Origin of the sequence: Thalassobaculum salexigens DSM 19539 (genome assembly GCF_000423805.1) — a bacterium.
Classification (GTDB): domain Bacteria; phylum Pseudomonadota; class Alphaproteobacteria; order Thalassobaculales; family Thalassobaculaceae; genus Thalassobaculum; species Thalassobaculum litoreum.
Genome location: NZ_KE384093.1, coordinates 1,416,257 through 1,439,061, shown reverse-complemented (window position 1 = coordinate 1,439,061; position 22,805 = coordinate 1,416,257). Strand labels below are relative to the sequence as shown.

At 68.2% G+C, this 22,805-nt stretch carries 21 protein-coding genes; 7 read left to right on the top strand and 14 right to left on the bottom strand.

Annotated elements, in window-relative coordinates; translation table 11 throughout:
- Positions 1 to 54 precede the first annotated feature (54 nt).
- Entirely contained in the window at positions 55 to 1,035 is a 981-nt protein-coding gene (locus G578_RS0111115) for a DUF1176 domain-containing protein (RefSeq protein ID WP_028794301.1), read from the bottom strand.
- 4 nt (positions 1,036 to 1,039) lie between these two features.
- Complete coding sequence (locus G578_RS0111110; protein WP_028794300.1) at positions 1,040 to 3,376, bottom strand: xanthine dehydrogenase family protein molybdopterin-binding subunit; 2,337 nt, start codon at positions 3,374 to 3,376, stop codon at positions 1,040 to 1,042.
- Positions 3,377 to 3,581: 205 nt separating this feature from the next.
- Between G578_RS0111110 and G578_RS29505 the strand changes: the two genes are divergently transcribed.
- A complete protein-coding gene (locus G578_RS29505) occupies positions 3,582 to 4,535 on the top strand; it encodes a DMT family transporter (protein WP_169400850.1) in 954 nt (317 codons plus the stop codon).
- Here G578_RS29505 and G578_RS0111095 read toward each other — a convergent pair.
- Positions 4,532 to 5,860 carry a hypothetical protein gene (locus G578_RS0111095; protein ID WP_139189351.1) on the bottom strand — a complete coding sequence of 443 codons (1,329 nt, stop codon included), beginning with the start codon at positions 5,858 to 5,860 and terminating at the stop codon, positions 4,532 to 4,534. The genes G578_RS29505 and G578_RS0111095 overlap by 4 nt on opposite strands.
- 89 nt (positions 5,861 to 5,949) lie before the next feature.
- Here G578_RS0111095 and G578_RS0111090 point away from each other — a divergent pair, with 89 nt between their 5' ends.
- From G578_RS0111090 to hutU, 3 genes are all read left to right on the top strand, one after another.
- Complete coding sequence (locus G578_RS0111090) at positions 5,950 to 6,744, top strand: SDR family NAD(P)-dependent oxidoreductase (protein WP_028794297.1); 795 nt, start codon at positions 5,950 to 5,952, stop codon at positions 6,742 to 6,744.
- A 177-nt stretch (positions 6,745 to 6,921) separates the two neighbouring features.
- Positions 6,922 to 8,445 (top strand): histidine ammonia-lyase, encoded by a 1,524-nt coding sequence (gene hutH, locus G578_RS0111085; protein ID WP_028794296.1) that lies wholly within the window; start codon positions 6,922 to 6,924, stop codon positions 8,443 to 8,445.
- A gap of 31 nt (positions 8,446 to 8,476) precedes the next feature.
- The gene (hutU, locus tag G578_RS0111080; protein ID WP_028794295.1) at positions 8,477 to 10,147 is read left to right on the top strand and encodes a urocanate hydratase; all 1,671 of its coding nucleotides are present in this window, start codon (positions 8,477 to 8,479) and stop codon (positions 10,145 to 10,147) included.
- Between the two features lie 69 nt (positions 10,148 to 10,216).
- Here hutU and G578_RS25845 read toward each other — a convergent pair whose 3' ends face one another.
- The 4 genes from G578_RS25845 to G578_RS0111060 are packed head-to-tail and all read right to left on the bottom strand — an operon-like array spanning position 10,217 to position 13,517.
- On the bottom strand, positions 10,217 to 10,918 hold the full coding sequence (locus G578_RS25845) for a histidine utilization transcriptional repressor HutC (protein WP_051244600.1): 702 nt from the start codon (positions 10,916 to 10,918) through the stop codon (positions 10,217 to 10,219).
- A 51-nt stretch (positions 10,919 to 10,969) separates the two neighbouring features.
- Positions 10,970 to 11,104, bottom strand: a complete 135-nt coding sequence (locus tag G578_RS30015) for a DUF2474 domain-containing protein (protein WP_211228889.1) — start codon at positions 11,102 to 11,104, stop codon at positions 10,970 to 10,972.
- On the bottom strand, positions 11,101 to 12,105 hold the full coding sequence (gene cydB / locus G578_RS0111065; protein ID WP_028794294.1) for a cytochrome d ubiquinol oxidase subunit II: 1,005 nt from the start codon (positions 12,103 to 12,105) through the stop codon (positions 11,101 to 11,103). The genes G578_RS30015 and cydB overlap by 4 nt, the downstream gene beginning before the upstream one ends.
- Positions 12,106 to 12,110: 5 nt before the next feature.
- The gene (locus tag G578_RS0111060; RefSeq protein WP_028794293.1) at positions 12,111 to 13,517 is read right to left on the bottom strand and encodes a cytochrome ubiquinol oxidase subunit I; all 1,407 of its coding nucleotides are present in this window, start codon (positions 13,515 to 13,517) and stop codon (positions 12,111 to 12,113) included.
- 293 nt (positions 13,518 to 13,810) lie between these two features.
- On the opposite strand from G578_RS0111060, the gene G578_RS0111055 reads away from it, so the two are divergent.
- Both G578_RS0111055 and G578_RS0111050 read left to right on the top strand, forming a co-directional pair.
- On the top strand, positions 13,811 to 14,377 hold the full coding sequence (locus G578_RS0111055) for a YeeE/YedE thiosulfate transporter family protein (RefSeq protein ID WP_038014005.1): 567 nt from the start codon (positions 13,811 to 13,813) through the stop codon (positions 14,375 to 14,377).
- Between the two features lies 1 nt (position 14,378).
- Positions 14,379 to 14,972, top strand: a complete 594-nt coding sequence (locus G578_RS0111050) for a YeeE/YedE thiosulfate transporter family protein (protein WP_028794291.1) — start codon at positions 14,379 to 14,381, stop codon at positions 14,970 to 14,972.
- A gap of 51 nt (positions 14,973 to 15,023) precedes the next feature.
- On the opposite strand, the gene G578_RS0111045 is transcribed toward G578_RS0111050, so the two are convergent.
- The 7 genes from G578_RS0111045 to hemN form a co-directional block, all read right to left on the bottom strand.
- Positions 15,024 to 15,740 (bottom strand): ABC transporter ATP-binding protein, encoded by a 717-nt coding sequence (locus tag G578_RS0111045; RefSeq protein ID WP_245565595.1) that lies wholly within the window; start codon positions 15,738 to 15,740, stop codon positions 15,024 to 15,026.
- Positions 15,737 to 16,492 (bottom strand): ABC transporter ATP-binding protein, encoded by a 756-nt coding sequence (locus G578_RS0111040; protein WP_028794289.1) that lies wholly within the window; start codon positions 16,490 to 16,492, stop codon positions 15,737 to 15,739. Before G578_RS0111040 ends, G578_RS0111045 begins: the two co-directional genes overlap by 4 nt.
- Positions 16,485 to 17,450 carry a branched-chain amino acid ABC transporter permease gene (locus tag G578_RS0111035; RefSeq protein ID WP_028794288.1) on the bottom strand — a complete coding sequence of 322 codons (966 nt, stop codon included), beginning with the start codon at positions 17,448 to 17,450 and terminating at the stop codon, positions 16,485 to 16,487. The genes G578_RS0111040 and G578_RS0111035 overlap by 8 nt, the downstream gene beginning before the upstream one ends.
- Positions 17,450 to 18,376 carry a branched-chain amino acid ABC transporter permease gene (locus G578_RS0111030; RefSeq protein WP_028794287.1) on the bottom strand — a complete coding sequence of 309 codons (927 nt, stop codon included), beginning with the start codon at positions 18,374 to 18,376 and terminating at the stop codon, positions 17,450 to 17,452. Before G578_RS0111030 ends, G578_RS0111035 begins: the two co-directional genes overlap by 1 nt.
- A 92-nt stretch (positions 18,377 to 18,468) precedes the next feature.
- A complete protein-coding gene (locus G578_RS0111025; RefSeq protein ID WP_093151646.1) occupies positions 18,469 to 19,647 on the bottom strand; it encodes an ABC transporter substrate-binding protein in 1,179 nt (392 codons plus the stop codon).
- 152 nt (positions 19,648 to 19,799) lie between these two features.
- Positions 19,800 to 20,273, bottom strand: coding sequence for a hypothetical protein (locus tag G578_RS0111020; protein ID WP_028794285.1), 474 nt, complete (start codon positions 20,271 to 20,273; stop codon positions 19,800 to 19,802).
- Positions 20,274 to 20,325: 52 nt separating this feature from the next.
- The gene (gene hemN / locus G578_RS0111015; protein ID WP_038014001.1) at positions 20,326 to 21,669 is read right to left on the bottom strand and encodes an oxygen-independent coproporphyrinogen III oxidase; all 1,344 of its coding nucleotides are present in this window, start codon (positions 21,667 to 21,669) and stop codon (positions 20,326 to 20,328) included.
- 207 nt (positions 21,670 to 21,876) lie between these two features.
- On the opposite strand from hemN, the gene G578_RS0111010 reads away from it, so the two are divergent.
- Positions 21,877 to 22,620 carry an SDR family NAD(P)-dependent oxidoreductase gene (locus G578_RS0111010; protein ID WP_028794283.1) on the top strand — a complete coding sequence of 248 codons (744 nt, stop codon included), beginning with the start codon at positions 21,877 to 21,879 and terminating at the stop codon, positions 22,618 to 22,620.
- Positions 22,621 to 22,805: the final 185 nt, after the last annotated feature.

Sequence of the window (22,805 nt, the reverse complement as noted above, 5' to 3'; positions counted from 1 at the left end):
GTAATCAGAAAATATGGCTGCGGGGCAAAACGACCAGCCCTGTGGACGGCGCGGTCAGCGGCGACCCAAGGTGATCGTATCGGCCGCGGCGTCCCAGCCGACCCTCATGCGATCGCAGAGCCCGTCGTCGATGGCCAGGGTCGCCGGGTCCTCGAAAGCGAGGGAGGCGGCCGGCTGGCAGAGTGCGTACTGGGTGTCGTTCGCCACCGGGATGTCCCAGGCCCGCAGCGTTCCCTCTTGCAACCGCACCAGATGATAGTTGGTCAGCTCGGTGTCCCAGTTGCGGCTGTAACCGCCGATCCAATGGTCCTCGACCCCGCCGCCATCGAGATCCCCCCGGGCGATCGCATGGCCCATCCAGTCGACGCGCGGCCAGCGCAGCATCACCGCGCTCAGGAGCTCGCCGGCCATCCGGTCCGTATGCACGGGGGCGTGGTCGTCGAGCACCTGCCGCGGCACCAGCGGCCAGGTGTCCGGCTCGATCCACGCGCCGTCGCATTCGAACTTCGCCCGGTATTCCTCGATCCGCACCACAGGGCCGGTGAGGTCGTAGGCGACATGCTCGCCGCAATCGCCGATGCCGCGTCCCTTGTAGACCAGGGAGATCCGCCGCTCGCTCACCTCGCTGGCAAGGCCGATGAGCCAGGGCTGATAGGTGATATAGGGCCAGGGCGTCTGCTCGCCCTCGCGCCACACGGGGAAGGCCAGCAGGGTCGAGGTCAGCGCCCCATCCCGCTCCTCGATCCGCAGCGCCACCTCGGTGGACTGATAGGCATGGTGCTCGCACAGGGCGATGGCGAGCCAGACCCCGTCGGCCAAGTCCGAGACCCAGACATTCTCGTCGGGCGCGGCCTGGAACAGCTCCTCGCGAGAGACGGTACAGGGTTCGGGCAGGGTCAGCAGGCCGGCGGCGGCAAGCGATTGCGGCGTCGGATCCGCCGCCTGGGCGCCCGCGGCCGCGAGCAGACCCGCAAGCCCGAAAGCAAGACGGCGGCCCCACCGGGGGGCCGCCGCCAGGATGTCGCAACCACGCAAGGGCTTACGCCGCCTTCTGCTTCGCCTGCTGGATCAGATCCCAGATAACCAGCGGTGTCGCCGGCATGTCGATATGGGTGATGCCTGTAGTCGCGTGCAGGGCATCGACCAGGGCGCTGATCACCGCCGGCGGGGCGCCGATCGCCCCCGCCTCGCCCGATCCCTTGATGCCGAGCGGGTTGGTGGTGCAGCGCACGTTGTGCAAGTTGAAGTCGAACATCGGGACCAGATCGGCGCGCGGCATGCCGTAATCCATGAACGAGCCGGTCACGAGCTGGCCGGAGCCTTCCTCGTAGACGGTGTGCTCGGTCAGCGCCTGGCCGACGCCCTGGACGATGCCGCCATGCACCTGGCCTGCCAGCATCAGCGGATTGATGGTCTCGCCGAAGTCGTCGACGATCGTGTAGCGCTCGACCTCGACGGTGCCGGTGTCGGGATCGACCTCCAGCTCGACGATGTGGCAGCCGTTCGGATAGGTCGCCGCCTCCGGCGTCCGCTTGTGGCTGTCGTCCAGGCCGGGGGTCATGCCCTCGTCCAGGTTGGCGGCGTCCTTGGCCGCCTTGGCGACGTCCATGATGGTCATGGACTTGTCGGTGCCGGCCACGGTGAAGACGCCGTCGGAGAACTCGATATCGGTGGCCGCCGCCTCCATGGCATTGGCGGCGATCTTCTTGCCCTTCTCGAGGATCTGGCGACCCGCCAGCAGAACCGCGGCCCCGCCGACCGGTACCGAGCGCGACCCGCCGGTCATGCCCGGCGGCACGGTGTCGGTATCGCCCTGGATGACCTTGATGTCGCCGCCTTCGACGCCGATCGTGTCGGACAGGATCTGGGCATAGGCGGTCTCGTGGCCCTGGCCGTTCGACTGGGTGCCGATACGGATCTCGACCTTGCCCTCGTCGGTGAAGCGCACGTCCGCCGTCTCCGGGTTACCGCCGCCGCATTTCTCGATGTAGTAGCCCATGCCGATGCCGCGCAGCTTGCCGCGACCGGCGGCCTCCTTGCGGCGCTCCTCGAACGACGCCCAGCCGGACTTCTCCATGCACTCTTCCATCAGCGTCTGGAATTCGCCGCTGTCGTACACGTTGCCGAGCGGCGTGGTGTAGGGCATGGCTTCCGGCGGGATGAAGTTGCGGCGGCGCACCTCGTCGGGGGTCAGCCCCATCTCCTGGCCGACCACGTCGACGACCCGCTCGATCAGATAGGCCGCCTCCGGCCGCCCGGCGCCCCGGTAGGCATCCGTCGGGGTGGTGTTGTTCAGCACGCCCAGCACGTTCACGTACACCTGCGGAACCTTGTAGACGCCCGACAGCATGTGGGTGCCGGCATTGGTCGGGATGAAGGCGCCCATGTGGTGCAGGTAGCCGCCGAGTGCGGCATAGGTCTTCACCCGCAGCGCCTGGATCACGCCGTCGGCGTCGACCGCCGCCTCGGCATAGGAGATGTTGTCGCGGCCCTGGGCGTCGGTCATGAAGGCTTCCGAGCGGTCCGGCAGGTTGCGCACGGCCCGCTTCAGCTTGCGCGAGGCCCAGGTGCACAGCGCCTGTTCCGGATACAGGAAGATCTTCATGCCGAAGCCGCCGCCGACATCGGTGGTGCGGCAGCGCAGCTTGGCCGGGTCGATGTTCAGGACCTTCTCGGCCAGCAGGGTCTGGAACACATGCGGACCCTGGGTGGACGACCACAGGGTCGAGCGGTCGGTCTCCGGATCGTATTCGGCGACGACCGGGCGGACCTCCATGGAGTTGACGACGATGCGGTTGTTGACGATCCGCACCTCGACCTTCTTGTGGGCGCTGTCGAAGGCGGAATCGACCGCCGCCTTGTCGCCGCTCTCCCAGTCGAAGGCGACGTTGTTGGGAATGTGGTCGAAGAGCTGCGGCGCGCCGTCCTTGGTCGCGCCTTCGGTGTCGACCGTGGCGTCCAGCTCCTCGAAGTCGAACTCGATCAGCTCGGCTGCGTCGCGCGCCTGGATCGCGGTCTCGGCGACGACGAAGGCGACCGGCTCGCCCACATGACGGACCTTGCCGACCGCCAGGATCGGGCGCGGCGTGTCGGCGCGCGGGCTGCCGTCGCGGTTGGTCACCGGCGGCACGCAGGGCAGGTCGCCCAGGCCGTCGGCCTTCACATCCTCGCCGGTATAGACGGCGACGACGCCCGGCGCGTCCTTGGCCGCCGAGGTATCGATGGATGTGATCACCGCATGGGCAACGGGCGAGCGCAGGACATAGGACGCCAACGCGCCCTCGACCTCGATGTCGTCGGTATACAGGCCGGTGCCCTTGAGCAGCCGGTTGTCCTCCACGCGCTTCACGCCTTGTCCGATTGCGAACTTCACCATGTCGCCAGTCTCCGCTGCAGTCTGGTTGGAAGGGCCGGCCCGGCGGGGCAACCCGAGTTGCTGGTTGGGCCGAACGGACCCGGATACGAAACTACCCTGGGGCCTCCTCGACGCGTGCGCGCATCCTAGAAACCCTGCCCGCTCGCACTCAAGGACGAATTCAGTTAGCAATGAGTTAGACGCACTTCACCGGATGACCATCCCCGTGTCCAGTTCCTCCCCGCAGGCGGCACCGATCGACCCGGCGCCGCCCAGCCTCTCCGCGCCGAAGCGCCCCACACCCGGCTCCGCCACGCCGCTGGCCGTCGCCCTGTTGGCGATGCTGGCCGTGCTCTGGGGCTTCAACTGGCCGATCATGAAGGTGGGGCTGGCCGAGGTGCCGCCCTGGGTGTTCCGGGGCTCGGCCAGCGTGGTGTCCGGTTTCGGCCTGTTCGCCGTGGCGATGATCGGCCGGCATTCGCTGAAGATTCCTCGCGACAAATGGCGTCCGCTGTTTCTGTCGGGGATCCTGAACATGGCGCTGTGGAACATCCTGGTTCTGTATGGAATCGACCTGATGGACGCTGGCCGTGCCGGGATCCTGGCCTATACCATGCCGCTCTGGGCGACCCTGGTCGGCGCCTTCGTGCTGAAGGACCGTCTGGGAATCCGGGCCATCGTCGGGCTGTCCCTGGGCCTTGCCGGCATGGCGCTGCTGTTTTCGGTCGACGCCAAGTCGCTGGCCGGCCCGCCGCTGGGGCCGATCCTGGTGGTCGCCGCCGCCTTCTGCTGGGGGGCGGGCACGGTGGTTGTGAAGCATGCCGGTTTCACCCAGCCGGTCACCGTGGTCTGCGGCTGGCAGCACCTGATCGGCGCGGTCCCGGTCCTGATCATCGCCGTTTTCTGGGACCTCGACAACATGGGCGAGGTGACGCTCTGGCCGGCCATGGCGGTGCTCTACAACATGACGATCACCGGCATCCTCTGCTATTGGGCCTATTTCAAGGTGGTGTCGCTGCTGCCCGTGGTGGCCTCCACGGTCGGCACGCTCATGGTCCCCGTGGTCGGCGTCTTCGCCAACGCGCTGATCTTCGGGGTGCGGCCGCAATGGGTGGATTACGCCGCCCTGCTCTGCGTCGCGGCGGCCGTGTTCCTGGTGATGACCCGACGCAACCGTTAGCCGGTCATCACCGCGTTCAGCGCCGTCAGCACCGACATGGTGAACACGAAGAACACCGCGACATAGATCAGGTTCGGGCTGATCGCCAGGCCGAGCGGCCGCACGCCGAACAGGCGGCCCGCCGTCACCACGGTCAGCGAGCTGATCGAGCTCATCGCTCCCATGCCCCAGCCGAACAGCATCGCCGTCATCAGCGGCAGATGGGCAACCGCCAGGTCGCTGCTGGTCACCGCCACCATCATCACCGTGCCAGTGATCATCGGATGCACGCCCATCAGGGCGAACAGCACCATGGCTCCCGCCACCGCCGACAGGGCGGCCCAGGCCGGCAGATGGTCGGCGATCCAGGGCGCCATCACCTCAAGGATCGGCGGCGCGGTCTCCGCCAGCGTTCCCAGCACGAGGGAGATCGAGACGATCAGCAGGTCGTCCCCCATGGTCGCCATCGCCCCCTTGGTGTCGCCATAGACCTCGGCGACGCGGTGCGGCTGCTGGATCAGGTGGATGGCGCAGAGCACCGGCATGACCATCAGCACCGCCCCCAGGGTGCTGATCGGGAAGATCTGCGAGGCGGCGACCACCAGTCCGCCGACCACGACCATCAGCAGGCCGATCGGGGCGAGGCAGGCCAGCCCCCGGCGCACGGCGTCCAGGCTGAGCGGCCGGGCGAAGATCAGCAGCGAGATGATCAGCCCGCAGACCGCCATCGACCCGCCCAGCAGAAACGCCTGCCAGACCGGCACCTCCGGCACATAGGTATAGGCGACCGCGAAGCCCACCAGGAACGGCGAATAGAGCGCCACGGTGTTCATGCCGCGCAGCGACGCCAGGGCGGACGACCGGCGCTGCTTCTCGCCGGCATCGTCGGGAATCACCGAGGCCATGAAGGCGAAGGAGCCGGTGTTCAGCACCGCCCCAAAGGCATGGGCGCCGAACAGCAGACCGATCCCCGACAGCCGCTCCGGCAGCGCCGCGATCCGGTGCTGGGCGGTGCGCACCGCCGGCAGGCCGCGGGCGATCGTCCGGGTCATCGCCAGGGTCGGCAGCATGCCGGCGAAGATCAGCGTGCGGTCGAGTCCGCGCAGCATCTCGCCCGGATCGGCCCCGGCCCAGAGCAGGAGCGCGCCGAGTCCGGCGATCAGCGCGGACACGGCCAGCGTCTCCCGGCGCGCGTCGAGCAGCGACAGCACGACCACCACGCCGAGCGCGCTCGCCGCGACGGTATGAAGCCAGCCGATATCGACCCAGAGCAGGACCAGTGCGGCCAGCCAGATCGCCAGAAGGACGGGCGGGCGCCAGCGCCGGTTCAAAGCGGAGATTGTCATCGGGTAGACGGTCGCCCAAAGTTTTGTGCAACGCAACGGACCAACACGCCGCAGAGAAGCGGCGGTGCCGCATCAGAGGGAGGAATTCAATGGCCGGCAGGCTGACGGGTAAACGCGCGCTGGTGATGGGGGCCGGGTCGTCCGGTCCGGGCTGGGGCAACGGCAAGGCGACGGCGGTGCTGTTCGCCCGCGAGGGGGCCAAGGTCGTCTGCGCCGACGTGAACGGCGCGGCGGCGCAAGAGACGGCGGCCATCATCGAAGGCGAAGGCGGCGCGGCGGTGGCCGAGACCTGCGACGTCACCGACTCCGATCAGGTCGCCGGCGTCGTGAGCCGGATGGTCGAGCACTGGGGCGGGATCGACATCCTCCACAACAATGTCGGCATCGCCAAGATGGGCGGGCCGGTGGAACTGTCGGAGGACGACTGGCATCGGGTGATGGACGTGAACCTCACCGGCGTGTTCCTCGCCTGCAAACACGTGCTGCCGCATATGCTGGAGGCCGGCCGGGGCGCGATCGTCAACGTCTCCTCGATCGCCGGCTTCCGATATGTGGGCTATCCCTATGCCAGCTACTACGCGTCCAAGGGCGGGCTGAATCAGCTCACGGTCGGCCTCGCCCTGCAATACGCGGCCCAGGGCATCCGGGCGAACGTGGTGATGCCGGGGCTGATGGACACCCCGCTGATCCGCACCCAGATCGCCGGGCAATATGCCGATATCGACGCGATGATCCGCGAGCGGGACGCGAAGTCTCCCACCGGCAAGATGGGCGACGCCTGGGATGTGGCGCACGCCGCCCTGTTCCTCGCCAGCGACGAGGCGAAGTACATCAACGGGGTGTGCCTGCCGGTCGATGGCGGACATCACATGAAGGTGGGGTAACCCACTGGCCCCTCTCCCACCTCTCCCCCCTTACTCCCCGAACTTGTTCCGGGGAGTAAGGGGAGGAACAGCGTGACCCCGCCCCATCCCTCCGACGGCGTCTTATTTGTATATACATAATAGCCGAACGACCGTATTCTCCTCTTACGACGCACCCGTGAGCGCTGGAGGCAGGTCATGAGCATCACGCTGGTTCCCGGAGAGGCCACCCTCGACACGCTGGAGCGGATCTGGCGCAGCGACGCGGCCCTCACCCTCGACCCCGCCGCCCGACCCGGCGTTGAGGCCGCCGCCGCGCTGGTCCGCAAGGCGGCGTCGGAGGATGCCGCCGTCTATGGCGTGAACACCGGCTTCGGCAAGCTGGCGACGGTCAAGATCAAGCCCTCGGACACCGCCACCCTGCAGCGCAACCTGATCCTCAGCCATTGCTGCGGCGTCGGCGACACGCTGGATGCGGCCACCACCCGTCTGATGATGGCGCTGAAGCTGCTGTCGCTCGGCCGCGGCGCCTCCGGCGTGCCATGGAGTACCGTGCAGCTCATCCAGGACATGCTGAACGCCGGCGTCCTGCCCGTCGTGCCCGACCAGGGCTCCGTCGGCGCGTCCGGCGACCTCGCCCCGCTGGCCCACATGGCCGCCGCGATGATCGGCGAAGGAACCGCCATCTATAAAGGCGAGACCCTCCCCGCCGCCGAGGCCCTGAAGCGGGCCGGGCTCGCCCCCATCGTGCTGGGACCGAAGGAAGGCCTGGCGCTGATCAACGGCACCCAGTTCTCCACCGCCCTGGCCCTCACCGGCCTGTTCCGGGCCTGGCGCAACGCCCGCGCCGCAATCGTCTCGTCGTCCCTGTCCACCGATGCGATCATGGGCTCCACCGCCCCGCTGGTGGACGCGATCCATACGCTGCGCGGCCATCGCGGCCAGATCGACGTCGCCCGCGCCCAGGCCTTCCTGATGGCCGGCAGCGAGATCCGCGAGAGCCATCGCGAAGGCGACACCCGCGTCCAGGACCCCTACTGCATCCGCTGTCAGGCCCAGGTGACCGGGGCAGCGGTCGATCTGCTGCGCTTCGCCGGCGGTACGCTGCAGATCGAGGCCAACGCGGTCACCGACAACCCGCTTGTACTGGTGGAGGAAGGGCTGATCGTGTCCGGCGGCAACTTCCACGCCGAGCCGGTGGGTTTCGCCGCCGACCAGATCGCGCTGGCCGTCGCCGAGATCGGCGCCATCGCCCAGCGCAGGGTGGCGCTGATGGTGGACCCGACCCTGAGCTTCGACCTGCCGCCGTTCCTCACCCCGGACCCGGGGTTGAACTCCGGCCTGATGATCGCCGAGGTCACGACGGCTGCGCTGATGAGCGAGAACAAGCACATGGCCAATCCGTGCACCACGGATTCCACGCCGACCTCCGCCAATCAGGAGGACCATGTCAGCATGGCCGCCCATGGCGCCCGGCGGCTGGCCAAGATGAACGCCAACCTGAACGTCATCCTCGGCGTCGAACTGATGTGCGCCGCCCAGGGCATCGAGTTCCGCGCGCCGCTGACGACCAGCCCGGCGCTGGCGGCGGTGATGAAGCGGGTACGCGCGACCATCCCCGCCATCGTCGAGGACCGCATGCTGGCCCCCGATATCGAGGCCGCCGCCGCCCTGGTTGCGGACGGCATCCTGACCGACGCCGTCGATCTTCCCGTCACCTGAACCGCCCTCACCCGACCTTGGAGGTGCTGCCATGACCAACGCCCGCCACAACATCCGCGACGTCTATCCCGCCACCGGCACCGAGATCACCGCCAAGTCCTGGCTGACCGAAGCGCCGATGCGGATGCTGATGAACAACCTGCATCCCGACGTGGCCGAGAACCCGCACGAGTTGGTGGTCTATGGCGGCATCGGCCGGGCGGCGCGCACCTGGGAGGATTTCGACCGCATCGTCGCCAGCCTGAAGAGCCTGGAGGACGACGAGACCCTGCTGGTGCAGTCGGGCAAGCCGGTCGGCATCTTCCGCACCCATGTCGACGCGCCGCGCGTGCTGATCGCCAACTCGAACATCGTTCCGCACTGGGCGACCTGGGATCACTTCAACGAGCTCGATCGCAAGGGGCTGATGATGTACGGCCAGATGACGGCCGGCTCCTGGATCTATATCGGCAGCCAGGGGATCGTGCAGGGCACCTACGAGACCTTCGTGGAGGCCGGACGCCAGCATTACGGCGGCTCGCTGAAGGGCCGCTGGATCCTGACCGCCGGGCTCGGCGGCATGGGCGGCGCGCAGCCCCTGGCCGCGGTCTTCGCCGGCGCCTGCTGCCTTGCCGTCGAATGCGACGAGACCCGCGCCGATTTCCGCCTGCGCACCGGATATGTGGACGAGAAGACCCACTCGCTGGACGACGCCCTGGCGATGATCGAGCACTGGACCAAAGCCGGAGAGGCCAAGTCCGTCGCCCTGATCGGCAACGCCGCCGACGTGTTCCCGGAGCTGGTGCGGCGCGGCGTGCGGCCCGACATCGTCACCGACCAGACCAGCGCCCATGATCCGATCAACGGCTACCTGCCCAAGGGCTGGTCCGTCGCCGAGTGGCGCGACAAGCGCGAGACCGCGCCGAAGGAAGTCGAGAAGGCCGCCCGCGCCTCCATGAAGGAGCATGTGGCGGCGATGGTCGACTTCTGGAACGCCGGGGTGCCGACCCTCGACTACGGCAACAACATCCGGCAGGTGGCGCTGGAGGAAGGGCTGGAGAACGCCTTCGCCTTCCCCGGCTTCGTGCCTGCCTATATCCGCCCGCTGTTCTGCCGCGGCATCGGCCCGTTCCGCTGGTGCGCGCTGTCCGGCGATCCGGAGGACATCTACAAGACCGACGCCAAGGTGAAGGAGCTGACCGACGATCCGCACCTGCACCAGTGGCTGGACATGGCCCGCGAGCGGATCAGCTTCCAGGGCCTGCCCGCCCGCATCTGCTGGGTCGGGCTGGGGGTCCGCCACAAGCTCGGCCTCGCCTTCAACGCGATGGTGCGCAGCGGCGAGCTGAAAGCGCCGGTGGTGATCGGCCGCGACCACCTGGACAGCGGCTCCGTCGCCAGCCCGAACCGGGAAACCGAGTCGATGAAGGACGGCAGCGACGCGGTCTCCGACTGGCCGCTGCTGAACGCGTTGCTCAATACCGCCTCGGGAGCGACCTGGGTCAGCCTGCACCATGGCGGCGGGGTCGGCATCGGCTTCAGCCAGCATGCCGGCATGGTGATCTGCTGCGACGGCACCGAGGCGGCCGACAGGCGGCTGGAGCGCGTTCTGTGGAACGACCCGGCCAGCGGCGTGATGCGCCACGCCGACGCGGGCTACGAGATCGCGGTCGAGTGCGCGCGCGAGCATCAGCTTCGGCTCCCAGGGATTCTGGGGGATTAGCCCGGGACGTCGGGAGGAAGATCCGGCCACTCGCCCGTCAGGATGACGGGAGGGGTATGTCCCGAGCCCCTACCGTCGCTCCGACTTCAGCGAGAACAGCGCGCCCGGGTGCAGCATCGAGGCATGGGTGATCGGCCGGTCGCCGAGCCGCGACACACGCTCGATCCGCAGCAGCGCCGTCCCCGCCGAGACCTCCAACGCCTCGGCCGCCCGACCATCGGCGGCGAGGGCGGAGATCTCGTGGTCGACGCCGGTATAGGGCACGTTCTCCAGCAGCCAATGATTGGCGCTGACTTCCGAGAAATCCACGTCCAGCGCCGCCGGCACCTGCGCCAGATTGATCCAGCGGGTGTCGTGCTGGAACACCCGGCCGTCGGCCCAGTGGCGCCCCACGACGTTCAGGTGCCGCTCGCCCTTCGCCGCGCCGAGCGCCTCGGCGATGACCGCGGCCGGAGCGGCTTGGCGCCGGGTCAGCAGCTCGTAGCGATAGGCGAAGCCGCGCCCCTCGATCTCCTCGCGTACCGAGGGGATGCGGATCAGCACGCCACCACCGTCCCGGGGCGCGACCTGGGTGCCGGCCCGGCGTCGGCGCACCACCAGCCCCTCGTCCGCCAGCTCCCGCAGGGCGCGATGGGCGGTCAGACGCGAGCAGTTGAAGTCGGCGGCAATCTGCTCCTCGCCGGGCACCATATCGCCGGCCAGCAGCGCGCCGGACTCGATCTTCGCCCGCAGCGCGTCCTTCACAAGCTGATAGATCGGCGTATCCGCCACGACATTTGTCTTTACAAATTGAACCCGACATCCGGTATAGGCGCTGCCGTCCTAGGGCGCCAGCACCAGCTTGATGATCAGCCCGACCACGCCGACGGTCACCACGCCGGCCAGCCACAGGCCGACGAACCAGGCCAGCCGCCGCAGCCGGCTGCCGTCACGGGGACCGTACTTGCCGCCGCTCAATGGTAGCCCTCTCCCGCCCGGACCTTTCCGCGGAACACACTGTAGGCGTAGATCGTGTAGGCCAGGATGATGGGCAGCAACACGGCGGTGCCGACCAGCAGGAAGCCGAGGCTCTCGTCCGGTGCGGCGGCGTCCCAGATCGACACCGAGGGCGGCACGATGTTCGGGTAGAAGCTGATACCGAGCCCGACGAAACACAGCACGAACAGGATCTGCGCCGAGATGAACGGCTGGTAGTCGCGCCGCCGCAGCAGCCCCCAGCCCAGGCTCAGCACCGTCAGGCCGGTCAGCACCGGCACCGGCGCCGCCCAGAGCAGCCAGGGCAGCGAGAACCAGCGCTCCATGTAAACGGGGTCCAGGAACGGCGTCCACAGGCTGACCGCGCCGACCATGACGACCGTCCCGATCGCCGCCGGCCAGGCGATGCGGAAGCCGTGATCCCGCACCCCGTCCTCGGTCTTCATCACCAGCCAGGTCGCGCCGAGCAGCGCGTATCCGATCGCCACCGCAACGCCGCAGAGCAGGCTGAACGGCGTGAGCCAGTCCCACCAGCCGCCGGCATAGGCGCGGTTCTCGACCTCGATCCCCTGCACCAGGGCGCCCAGGATGATGCCCTGGGACAGGGCGGCGACCAGCGAGCCGAGGGTGAAGGACCAGTCCCACACCCGCTTCCAGCGCACCGTCTTCCAGCGGAACTCGAAGGCCACGCCGCGGAACACCAGGCCGAGCAGCATGGCCGTCACCGGCGCGTAGACCGCCGGCATCAGCACCGCATAGGCCAGCGGGAAGACGGCGAACAGCCCGCCGCCGCCGAGCACCAGCCAGGTCTCGTTACCGTCCCAGACCGGGGCGACGGTGTTCATGGCCACGTCCCGCTCGCCCTCGTCCGACAGGAACGGGAAGACCAGGCCGATGCCGAGGTCGAACCCGTCCAGGACCACATAGAGCAGGACGGCGGTGGCGATCAGCAGGGCCCAGATCAGGGCGAGATCCATCTCCATGACGCTCACTCCTCCCCCGGGGCGCCGGGACCGGCCGCGCCGGCCTGGGCCATGCCGGCGGCACGGACCGGTTCGTCCTCGTTCAGCCCCGGCTCATTGTCATGCGGTGCGGCGTTCATCGACCGCAGCACGTAGTAGACGCCGGCGCCGAACACCAGGAAGTACACCACGATGAAGGCGATCAAAGACGTCGCCACCGCCGGCACGTCCATCGGCGAGGCGGAGTCCGCCGTGCGCAGCAGACCGTAGACCGTCCAGGGCTGGCGCCCCATCTCGGTGGTCACCCAGCCGGCGAGCACGGCGACAAAACCGGACGGCCCCATGACGATCGCCAGACGGTGCAGCAGGTCGGGTTCGTACAGCGTCCCGCGCCAGCGCCGCCACAGCGCCCACAGGCCGATGCCGACCATGGCGAAGCCGATCGCCACCATCAGCCGGAAGGTCCAGAACAGCACCGTGGCGTTGGGCCGGTCCTCGCGCGGCCAGTCCTTCAGCCCCTGGACCGCCCCGTCGAGATCATGGGTGAGGATCAGGCTGCCGAGCTTGGGAATGCCGATCGCGTATTTGGTCTCCTCCGCCTCCATGTCGGGCCAGCCGAACAGGTAGAGCGGCGCGCCCTCCTGGGACTCGAAATGGCCTTCCATGGCGGCGACCTTGGCCGGCTGGTGCTCCAACGTGTTCAGCCCGTGCAGGTCGCCGGCGACGATCTGGATCGGCGCCACCACGGCCGCCATCCACATGGCCATGGAGAACATCAGCCTGGCCGGCCGGTTGTCCCGGTTGCGCAGCAGGTGCAGAGCGCCCACCGCGCCGACCACGAAGGCCGTGGTCAGATAGGCCGCCAGAACCATGTGAACGAGCCGGTACGGGAAGGATGGGTTGAACACCACCGCCCACCAGTCGGCCGGCACGAACTGGCCCACATCGTTGATGGCGTAGCCCGCCGGCGTGTGCATCCAGCTGTTCACGCTGAGGATCCAGAAGGCGGAGATGAAGGTGCCGATCGCCACCATCAGGGTGGCGGCGAAGTGCAGCTTCTTGCCGACCCGCTTCAGCCCGAACAGCATGATCCCGAGGAAACCGGCCTCCAGGAAGAAGGCCGACAGCACCTCATAGCCCATCAGCGGGCCGAGCACCGGGCCGGTCTTGTCGGAGAATACGCTCCAGTTGGTGCCGAACTGGTAGCTCATGACGATGCCCGACACGACGCCCATGCCGAAGGCCACGGCGAAGATCTTCAGCCAGTACTGGAAGGTGTCGATATAGACCTGCCGGCCGGTCGCCAGCCACAGGCCCTCCAGAACCGCGAGATAGGAGGCCAGGCCGATGGAGAACGCCGGGAAGACGATGTGGAACGACACCGTGAAGGCGAACTGAAACCGGGCCAGATCGATGGCGAGCGGCAGGTCCATGCCCCGCACTCCTCGATGGTTGTCGCCGGCCCTAAGGCCCGCTGTGATCCCCCTCGTCGCACCGAAGAGCTAGTGCGGCAAGCCGGCAGGGTCCATGCGGCGTTTCATCACCGCGACAGTTTTGCCGCCATACCATGGCGGGGGAGGACGGCAATGGCAGGCCGGTATCGTTGCGCTCAAAAAGGGTAAAATCTTGATTCAGATCAATGAAATGGAGCACTCATCCGGGCGACGATCACGGTGTGGCATTGCCCCATCAGGTCGGACCACCCGGCCGCTGCAACGAGGTTTGCATGTCCTATATCCTGCCCTGGAGGACCGGAGGCCTTCTGCTCGGTGCCGTGTTCTTCGCTGCCGTGCTTTCGGTATCGCCCATCGGCGTATCTACGCAATTCGTCATCTTCGACGGCATCCTATGGGATGCGGTCGATCCGGACGTGGTCGTGGACTCCCCGGACGCAAAGAGCGGATACAGCAGCCCCAACGCCTATCTGAACAAGAGCGGCGGCAGCTACGCCGAGGATGTCGCCAATCCGCTGAACTACGGCTTTGTCTTTGTCCTGGCGATGATGGCGGGAGCATTTCTGTCGTCGCGTCTGCGCGGCGGCCTGTCGCCGAACGAGCGCGACATGCCGGCGGTCTGGCGGGCGAATTTCGGCGACTCGCCGGTCAAGCGCTACGCTGCCGCCCTGATCGCCGGCTTCGTGGTCCTGTATGGCTCCCGTCTGGCCGGCGGCTGCACGTCCGGCCACATGATGAGCGGCATGATGCAGACCGCTCTGTCCGGCTACATCTTCGCCGCCGGCGCCTTCCTCGCCGGCATCCCGACCGCCCTCGCTCTATTCCGCAAGGAGAGCTGACATGGAGATCGTTCTCGCCATCGCCATTGGCGGCGCCTTCGGTTTCGTTCTCGACCGGGTCGGCGCGACCAACCCCGGCTATATCATCCGAATGCTGAACCTTTCGGACCTTCATCTGATGAAGACCATTCTAAGTGGCATCGGAACGGCCTCGATCCTGATGTTCGCCGGCCTGCTCGTCGGCCTAGTGGATCCCGGCCATGTCTCGATCAAGGCCGCCTATCTCGGGGTGTTTATCGGAGGGCTGCTGCTCGGGGTCGGCTTCGCCGTCGCCGGCTACTGCCCGGGAACCGGCCTCACCGCCGCGGCAACCGGGCGGTGGGACGCCCTGTGGTTCATCCTGGGCGGTCTGCTGGGAGCCGCGGCCTACATGCTGAGTTTCGCCTGGGTCGAGACCACAGGCATTCTGGAGAATATCGCCGGCGGCAAAACCACCCTCGGGCCGATCGCCGGGACCGACTATCCCTCGCTGATCGGCGTGCCGGGAGAGTGGATCGGTCTCGCGGCCGGCCTGGCATTCCTGGCGATCGCTTGGCTGCTTCCGGACAGGCTTACCGGGGCATCCACGCCGACTGTCCGGGCACCGGGAGAGTAGAGATCCCGGCGCAGTCGGGAAGGAGCGACGCTGGGCCGTAGCGTTCCCGTCTCACACGTGCAGATACGTCTCGATCACCGCTCCGTCGGCGCGGAAGGCGGCGGTGTCGCCTTCCCAGACCACATGACCCTTCTCCACCACCGTGTGCCGGTCGGCCAGCGCCAGCAGGGCGGAGACGTTCTTGTCGATAACCAGGATCGACTGGCCCTCCCCCTTCAGGGTCGCCAGCACCCGCCAGATCTCCTCGCGGATCAGCGGCGCCAGGCCCTCGGTCGCCTCGTCCAGGATCAGCAGGCGCGGGTTGGTCATCAGCGCCCGGCCGATCGCCAGCATCTGCTGCTCGCCGCCGGACAGCGAGCCGCCCATCTGCCGCCGCCGCTCGCCCAGGCGCGGGAACAGCGCCAGCACCTCGGCCAGCCCCCAGCGCGGTGCGCCGCGTCCCAGCCGGTTGGCGGCGGTGGCGATCAGGTTCTCCTCCACCGTCAGGGTCGGGAAGATCTGCCGCCCCTCCGGCACCAGGCCCAGCCCGCGGCGGGCGATCTCATGAGCCGGGCGGCCGCGCATGTCCTCGCCGGCGATCAGCACCCGTCCGCCGGTCGGCGGCAGCAGGCCCATCACGGCGCGGATGGTGGTGGTCTTGCCCATGCCGTTGCGGCCCATCAGGGTGACCACCTCGCCCGCCTGCACCGTCAGGTTCATGCCGAACAGCACCGGCGCGGCCCCGTACCCGGCGGTCAGGTCGGCCACTTCCAGCAACGGCGCGGTCATGGGATCTCCTCCTCGCCCAGATAGGCGGCGCGGACCTCCGGATCGGTCCGGATCGCGTCCGGCGCGCCCTCGGCGATGACCCGGCCATAGACCAGCACCGAGATCGTGTCGGCCAGGGCGAAGACAGCCGCCATGTCGTGCTCGACCAGCAGGATGGTGAAGCGGCCGCGCAGCGCCTCCAGCGTCTCGGTCAGGCGCGCGGTCTCCTCGTGGGTGGTGCCAGCCATCGGCTCGTCCAGCAGCAGCAGCTTCGGCTCGGTCGCCAGCGCCATGGCGATCTCCAGCGCCCGCTTCTCGCCGTGGCTCAGCGAGCCGGCCCGGATCAGCGCCCGGTCGGCCAGGCCGACGGTCTCCAGGCAGGCCATCGCCTTCTCGGTCAGCGCCGTCTCGCGGGCGACGGACCGGAAGAAACGGAAGCTGTGCCCGGCATGGGCCTGGGCGGCGACGGCGACATTGTCCAGGGTGGAGAAGCCGGGCAGCACGTTGGTGATCTGGAACGATCGGGCGAGGCCGAGGTGGGAACGGGCGTGGATCGGCAGGCCGGTGATGTCGCGACCATCAAGAATGATGGTGCCGGCATCGGGTGCCGCCTGGCCGCCGATCTGGTTGATCAGCGTCGTCTTACCCGCTCCGTTCGGACCTATAATTGCATGAATGGCCCCGGACTTCACGGTCAGGTTCACGCCATCGGTGACGGTCAGCGCACCGTAACTTTTCCTGAGGCCGGCAAGCTCAAGGATCGGGTCAGCCATCGCGCCCCTCCCGGCTTGGACCTTCCCTGCGGAACGCACGGGCGAGGCCGCCGCGGGCATAGAGCACGATCAGGATCAGCAACGGCCCGAAGATCACCCGCCAGTGTTCGGTGAACCCGGCCAGCACATCCTCCAGCGCCAGATAGGCCACCGCGCCCAGCACCGCGCCGTAGAGCGACCCCATGCCGCCGAGCACGACCATGATGATCAGGTCGCCCGAACGCTGCCAGGACATGTAGGCCGGGCTGACGAACTCGGCGTGGTTGGCCAGCAGCGCGCCGGCCAGCCCGGCCATCATGCCGGCGAGGACATAGGCCACGAGCTGGTGACGGTACGCATCGAAACCGACGGCGGACATGCGGGCCCGGTTCTCCCGCACGCCGGCGATCACCCGGCCGAACCGGCTGCCGACGACGCGGCTCGCGACCCACCAGCACAGTGCGAGGCAGATCAGCACGAAGAAATACAGGGCGGTGTCGTCCTCCAGCACCGGATTGCCGAGGACCTCGCTGCGGCCCCAGATGGTCAGCCCGTCGTCGCCGCCATAGGCCGACAGGCTGGAGGCCGTGTAGTAGGCCATCTGCCCGAAGGCGAGCGTGATCATGATGAAATAGACGCCGCGGGTGCGCAGGCTGATCGCCCCGGTGACCAGCGCGAACAGCCCGGCGGCGGCCATGGCCATGGGGATGGTCAGCGTGCCTTCCCACAGATTGTGCTCGGCCGAGATCCCGACCGCATAGGCGCCGATGCCGATGAAGGCGGCGTGGCCGAAACTGACCATCGCCCCGTAGCCCAGGATCAGGTCGAGGCTGAGGGCGGCGATGGCGTAGATCATCACCCGGCTGGCGACATTGGTCAGGTAGCCCTGGCCGAACGCCTCGGCCACCGGCGGCAGCAGCGCGAAGACGATCAGCAGGGCGGCCGTGATCAACCGCTCCCGTGTCAGCAGGTCGCGCATCAGGCGCGTCCCGGTGCCGGGAACAGTCCGGTCGGCCGGAAGAACAGCACGCCGGCCATCAGCACGTAGATCAGCATCGACGCGATCGCCGGGCCGACCTGGTTGGCGGCGGACGGCTCCAGGAACAGCTTGAAGATGTCGGTCATGAAGGACCGGCCGAGCGTGTCGACCAGGCCCACCAGCAGGGCCGCCAGGAAGGCGCCGCGAATGGACCCGATGCCGCCGATCACGATGACCACGAAGGCGAGGATCAGCACCCCGTCGCCCATCCCCGGCTCGACCGAGAAGATCGGGCCGGCCATCACCCCGGCGAATCCCGCCAGCATGGCGCCGAAGCCGAAGACCACCATGAAGAGCTGGCGCACGTTGACGCCCAGGGCCGACAGCATCGCCGGGTTGGCGGCGCCGGCGCGGATCAGCATGCCCACCTTCGTGCGCGCCACCACCAGCCAGAGGCCGGCCGCGCAGATCAGCCCGGCGACGATCAGGGCGATGCGGTAGACCGGATAGCCGAACCCGTCCATCACCGGGATCGCCCCCTGCAGGATCTCCGGCCCCGGATAGCTGAGCGGCGAGGCCCCCCAGACGATCCGCACGCCCTCGTTCAGGAACAGGATCACGCCGAAGGTCGCCAGCACCTGGTCCAGGTGGTCGCGGTCGTAGAAATGCCGGAACACCAGCACCTCCAGCACCAGCCCCAATACCAGGGCCGCCGCTAGGGCCAGCACGACCGTGGCGAAGAAGTTGCCGGTCAGGCCGTAGAAGGTGACGGCGAGATAGGCGCCGAGCATGTACTGCACGCCATGGGCCAGGTTGATGAAGTCCATCACCCCGAAGACCAGGGTGAGCCCGGCCGCCACCAGGAACAGCAGCACGCCGAGCTGCAATCCGTTCAGCACCTGCACCGCGAACAGCGTCGCCGTCATCGTCCCCCCGCTCCCTCGTTCACCGGGAGCCCCCTAATAACAGAAACGGGCGGAACCCGAAGGCTCCGCCCGCCCAATCCGGCCGCAGCCGATCACTCCATGCGGCAGTCCTTGGCGTGGACGTCGCCGTAATCGTCGAACACCTTCTCGACCACGGTGGTGTGATAGGCGCCGTCGTCGCGCTTCACCGCCTTGACCAGGTAGAAGTCCTGGATCGGGAAGTGGTTGTTGTTGAACTTGAAATCGCCGCGCACGGAGGCGAAATCCGCCTTCTTCAGCGCCGCGATCACCGCGTCCTTGTCGCTCAAGTCGCCGCCGACCGCCGCAACCGCGCTGTCGATCAGCTGGGCGGCGTCATAGCCCTGGCTGGAATACAGCGACGGCACCGAGTCGTATTTCGCCTCGTAGGCGGTCACGAACTTCTTGTTGGCTTCGTTGTCCATGTCCGGCGTCCACTGGGACGACGAGAACAGGCCGAGGGCCGCGTCCTTGGTCGCCGGCAGGGTGGTGCCGTCCACGGTGAAGGCCGACAGGAAGGTCACGCTGTCGGCGAGGCCGGCCTGATTGAACTGGCGCACCAGGTTTACGCCCATGCCGCCCGGCATGAAGGTGAACATCGCGTCCGGCTTGGCGGCGGCGATCTTCGCCAGCTCGGCCGAGAAATCCAGGTTGCCGAGCTTGGTGTAGACCTCGTCGACCACCTCGCCCTCGTAGTAGCGCTTGAAGCCGTTGATGCTGTCCTTGCCGGCCTGGTAGTTCGGGGCCATCAGGAAGACCTTCTTGAAGCCCTTCTCCTGGGCGTATTTGCCCATGACCTCGTGGATCTGGTCGTTCTGCCAGGAGGTCGAGAAGAAGTACTTGTTGCAGCCCCGGCCGGCGAAGGTCGAGGTGCCGGCATTGGCGCCGATCAGGAAGGTCTCGCTCTCCGTCACCGGGCGGAACACCGCCTGCAGGATGTTGGAGAAGACGATGCCGGCGACGAAGTCGACCTTGTCGCGCTCCAGCAGTTCCTTGACCTTGGTCAGGGCGACGTCCGGTTTCAGCTCGTCATCGACGACGATCATCTCCACGTCGCGTCCGCCGAGTTTGCCGCCGTTTTCATCGACGAAAAGCTGGAAGCCGTCGCGGATGTGGTTGCCGAGCACCGCCGGCGGACCGGACAGCGTGACCATCATGCCGATCTTGAGCGGCTCGGCCGCCTGAGCGGCGCCGAGCGCGCCCGCGACGGTCATGCCGGCGGCCAGCGCCAGCGCCTTGATTCCCCTACCCATCATGCTCTCCCTGGATGTTCCCTGTTCCTGTCCGTCTTGCGCGTCCAATGGTCGTTCCGGCCCCGCAGCCGGCCGGAGTCGCGGTGCAGCATGCCCCGCCCCGGCGCGGTTTCCAAGCCCGGGGGCGCAGGACAGGGACCCGGGGGGCGGATTCAGCGGTATTGCTGGTTCAGGATGTCCGGCTTCAGGCCGGGCGTGACCAGATCATGGCCGCCGCTGCCGCCGCAGGGTCCGTCCCGCACCGAGGCGATGGCCGCGTCCAGGGGAACCGAGTAGATGCACACCGCGCGCCGGCAACGGCTCCCGCCGTCGCCGCCATCGGCCAGGGGCTGGTACAGGCTCGCCCGCACCGCCTCGAAGCGCGCCCCGGCATGGCTCAGCCGGTCGGCGAAGAGATCGGAGCGCAGCTCGAAGCGGCCCCAGTCCCAGCGCGCGTCCATCTCCACGCGCAGAGCGTCCGGCCCGGTGTCGTAGCCGGCGGCGGCCAGTTGCTGCGGGCAGAGCGCCAGGACGCGGTCACGATGGGTGTCGACCAGATCGCCGGAGCGCCACCGCGACCACAATCCGGCGGTGGTGACCGCCAGGGCGATCACGATCACAAGGGTGCGGTACCAGGTGAGCTCCATGACGGCAGGGTAAAGCAAATCCCGTCGGCGCGGGCCCCCGTGCCACCCGCCGTCACACCGCGACGCTGTGCCGTCCGGTGAACGGGGCCAGTTCCGGGTCGAAACAGGCGGCGATCGTGCGCCAGTACCGGCGACCGGCGGGGGTGGCGGCAACCTGCCAGCCATCGACCGTCGCCAGACCGTCCCGGATCAACGGCGCCAGACGCGCGAACGCGTCCACCAGCAGTGTCGGTTCGTCGTCGTGACGCGCCGCCACCGCCCGCAGATCCACCGCTCCGTCGCAGAGCAGACGCTCGATGACCGAGCGGCGCAGCCGATCCTCCCGGGTGACGCCCAGCCCGCGTTGGACCGGCAGCCGGCCGGCCGCCACCGCCTCGCTCCACTGTTTCACATGCGGCGCGTTCTGGGCGTAGCCGCCCGGCAGGGCGGAGATCGAGGACGGGCCGAAGCCGATCAGCGTCTTCGCCGGGTCGTCCGTATAGCCCTGGAAGTTCCGGCGCAGGCGCCCCTCGCGCGCCGCCACCGCCAGGCTGTCCTGCGGCAGGGCGAAATGGTCGATGCCGATGGCGGCATAGCCGTCGGCCACGAGCCGTTCCTCCGCCGCCTCGGCCTGCTCGAAGCGTTCCCGCGCCCCCGGCAGCAGGGTCTCGTCGATGGCGGCCTGGTTCTTCTTGAACCACGGCACATGGGCGTAGCCGAACACCGCCACCCGGTCGACGCCGAGCGCGCTGACGGCATCCGCCGAGCGGTGCACATGGTCCACCGTCTGACCCGGCAGGCCGTACATCAGGTCGGCATTGATGCTGCGGATACCGGCGGCACGCAGGGTGGCGATGCGGTCGGCGACCAGCTCCGTAGGCTGGATCCGGTTGATTGCCCGCTGCACGTCGGGATCGACATCCTGCACCCCGAGGCTCGCCCGGGTCACGCCAAGTGCCGCCATGGTCTCCACATGGGCGTCGTCGAGCGTGCGCGGATCGATCTCCATCGCGATCTCGGCATCGCCGCGCACCGGAAAGGCGTCGCGCAGGGTGCTCATCACCCGGGCCATGGCCTGCGGCGACATCATCGTCGGGGTGCCGCCGCCGAAATGGATCGAGCAGACCTCGCCCGGCTCGTGCACGCGGCTCGACACCAGCAGGATCTCCTTGAGCAGATGGCCGACGAACCGGTCGATGCGCGCGCTGTCATTGGCCACCGAGGTGTGGCAGCCGCAATACCAGCAGAGCTGGGCGCAGAACGGCACATGAATGTACAGCGACAGAGGCTCAGCCCGCGTCAGCCCGTCCAGCCACCAGGGATACAGCTCACGCCCCTCGCCATCCTTGAAACGGTTGGCCGGCGGGTAGCTGGTGTAGCGCGGCAGCGCCGCGGTCGCGTGTCTGTGCAGAAACATGGGCTCGGTCCCGTTCGCTCGTGTCCCGCAGAGAGTGGCCGGATGCGCCGGGCCGAACATTGATCCAGGTCAACGCGCCGGCCCCGTGGGACGGGGTCGGGAAAAATCGGGTGCTCCCTTGGCCGCCGCGATCCCCTAGGCTTCGGCAAAACCCGACACCGACCGACACAACAAGCCCAGCAGAACAACGAGCCCAGGGAGGCCCCGATGCCCGACACCCCCGCCACCGCCGTGATTTCCGGCGCCGGCCAGAATATCGGCCGCGCCATCGCCGTCGCGCTGGCGCGCGACGGCTTCGACATCGTCGTCAACGGCCGCGCCAACCGGGACGCCTGCGACGCGGTGGCCAAGGATGTGGGCGCGCTGGGCCGCACGGCGCTGGTGGTCATGGCCGATGTCGGCGATTCCGGCGCGGTGACCGAGCTGAAGGCCCGGGTCGAGGCGGAGATGCCGCCGGTCGCGATCGTGGTGAACAACGCCGCCATCCGGCCGCAGAAGCCGTTCCTGGAAATGACCGACGACGACTGGCACCGGGTGATGAACACCGACCTGACCAGCGCCTTCTATCTCTGCCGCGCGTTCTGCGGCGCCATGGTGGAGCGCAACTGGGGTCGTGTGGTGAACCTGACGGGGATGAACGCGATCCACGGCTATGCCGGCCGCGCGCCCGTATCCGCCGCCAAGCACGGGCTGTGGGGGCTGACCAAGGCGCTGGCCAAGGAGTTCGGACCGAGCGGGGTGACGGTGAACGCGATCTCCCCGGGGCCGATCGACACCGAGCATGCCGACGCCTCGATGACCCATCACATCAAGAGCCAGCTCGATCGCATCCCGGTCGGCCGCCTGGGCCAGCCGGAGGACATCGCGGCGCTCACCGCCTTCCTGTGCTCCGACGGCGGCGGCTTCATCAACGGCCAGATGATCGCCAGCAACGGCGGCGCGCAGACCTAGAAGGACGGCCAGATCCAAGACCGCTGGGCTCCGGCCGAGCTCCGGATCAAGTCCGGACGTCACCGGGATGACGGAGGAATGTAGCGACACGTTCTTCTCACCCTTCCTCGTCATCCCGGTGGACCCAGGACCTGATCCGGGGGCCGACCGGGACGCAGCGGGCGAGCCCAACCCACAATCGCCGG

What these genes read in the sequence shown, in the direction of transcription:
- G578_RS0111110 (WP_028794300.1), bottom strand. Translation starts at nt 3,376, where the DNA reads ATGGTGAAGTTCGCAATCGGACAAGGCGTGAAGCGCGTGGAGGACAAC.
- G578_RS0111095 (WP_139189351.1), bottom strand. Translation starts at nt 5,860, where the DNA reads ATGACAATCTCCGCTTTGAACCGGCGCTGGCGCCCGCCCGTCCTTCTG.
- G578_RS0111090 (WP_028794297.1), top strand. Translation starts at nt 5,950, where the DNA reads ATGGCCGGCAGGCTGACGGGTAAACGCGCGCTGGTGATGGGGGCCGGG.
- hutH (WP_028794296.1), top strand. Translation starts at nt 6,922, where the DNA reads ATGAGCATCACGCTGGTTCCCGGAGAGGCCACCCTCGACACGCTGGAG.
- hutU (WP_028794295.1), top strand. Translation starts at nt 8,477, where the DNA reads ATGACCAACGCCCGCCACAACATCCGCGACGTCTATCCCGCCACCGGC.
- cydB (WP_028794294.1), bottom strand. Translation starts at nt 12,105, where the DNA reads ATGGAGATGGATCTCGCCCTGATCTGGGCCCTGCTGATCGCCACCGCC.
- G578_RS0111060 (WP_028794293.1), bottom strand. Translation starts at nt 13,517, where the DNA reads ATGGACCTGCCGCTCGCCATCGATCTGGCCCGGTTTCAGTTCGCCTTC.
- G578_RS0111055 (WP_038014005.1), top strand. Translation starts at nt 13,811, where the DNA reads ATGTCCTATATCCTGCCCTGGAGGACCGGAGGCCTTCTGCTCGGTGCC.
- G578_RS0111050 (WP_028794291.1), top strand. Translation starts at nt 14,379, where the DNA reads ATGGAGATCGTTCTCGCCATCGCCATTGGCGGCGCCTTCGGTTTCGTT.
- G578_RS0111045 (WP_245565595.1), bottom strand. Translation starts at nt 15,740, where the DNA reads ATGACCGCGCCGTTGCTGGAAGTGGCCGACCTGACCGCCGGGTACGGG.
- G578_RS0111040 (WP_028794289.1), bottom strand. Translation starts at nt 16,492, where the DNA reads ATGGCTGACCCGATCCTTGAGCTTGCCGGCCTCAGGAAAAGTTACGGT.
- G578_RS0111035 (WP_028794288.1), bottom strand. Translation starts at nt 17,450, where the DNA reads ATGCGCGACCTGCTGACACGGGAGCGGTTGATCACGGCCGCCCTGCTG.
- G578_RS0111030 (WP_028794287.1), bottom strand. Translation starts at nt 18,376, where the DNA reads ATGACGGCGACGCTGTTCGCGGTGCAGGTGCTGAACGGATTGCAGCTC.
- G578_RS0111025 (WP_093151646.1), bottom strand. Translation starts at nt 19,647, where the DNA reads ATGGGTAGGGGAATCAAGGCGCTGGCGCTGGCCGCCGGCATGACCGTC.
- G578_RS0111020 (WP_028794285.1), bottom strand. Translation starts at nt 20,273, where the DNA reads ATGGAGCTCACCTGGTACCGCACCCTTGTGATCGTGATCGCCCTGGCG.
- hemN (WP_038014001.1), bottom strand. Translation starts at nt 21,669, where the DNA reads ATGTTTCTGCACAGACACGCGACCGCGGCGCTGCCGCGCTACACCAGC.
- G578_RS0111010 (WP_028794283.1), top strand. Translation starts at nt 21,877, where the DNA reads ATGCCCGACACCCCCGCCACCGCCGTGATTTCCGGCGCCGGCCAGAAT.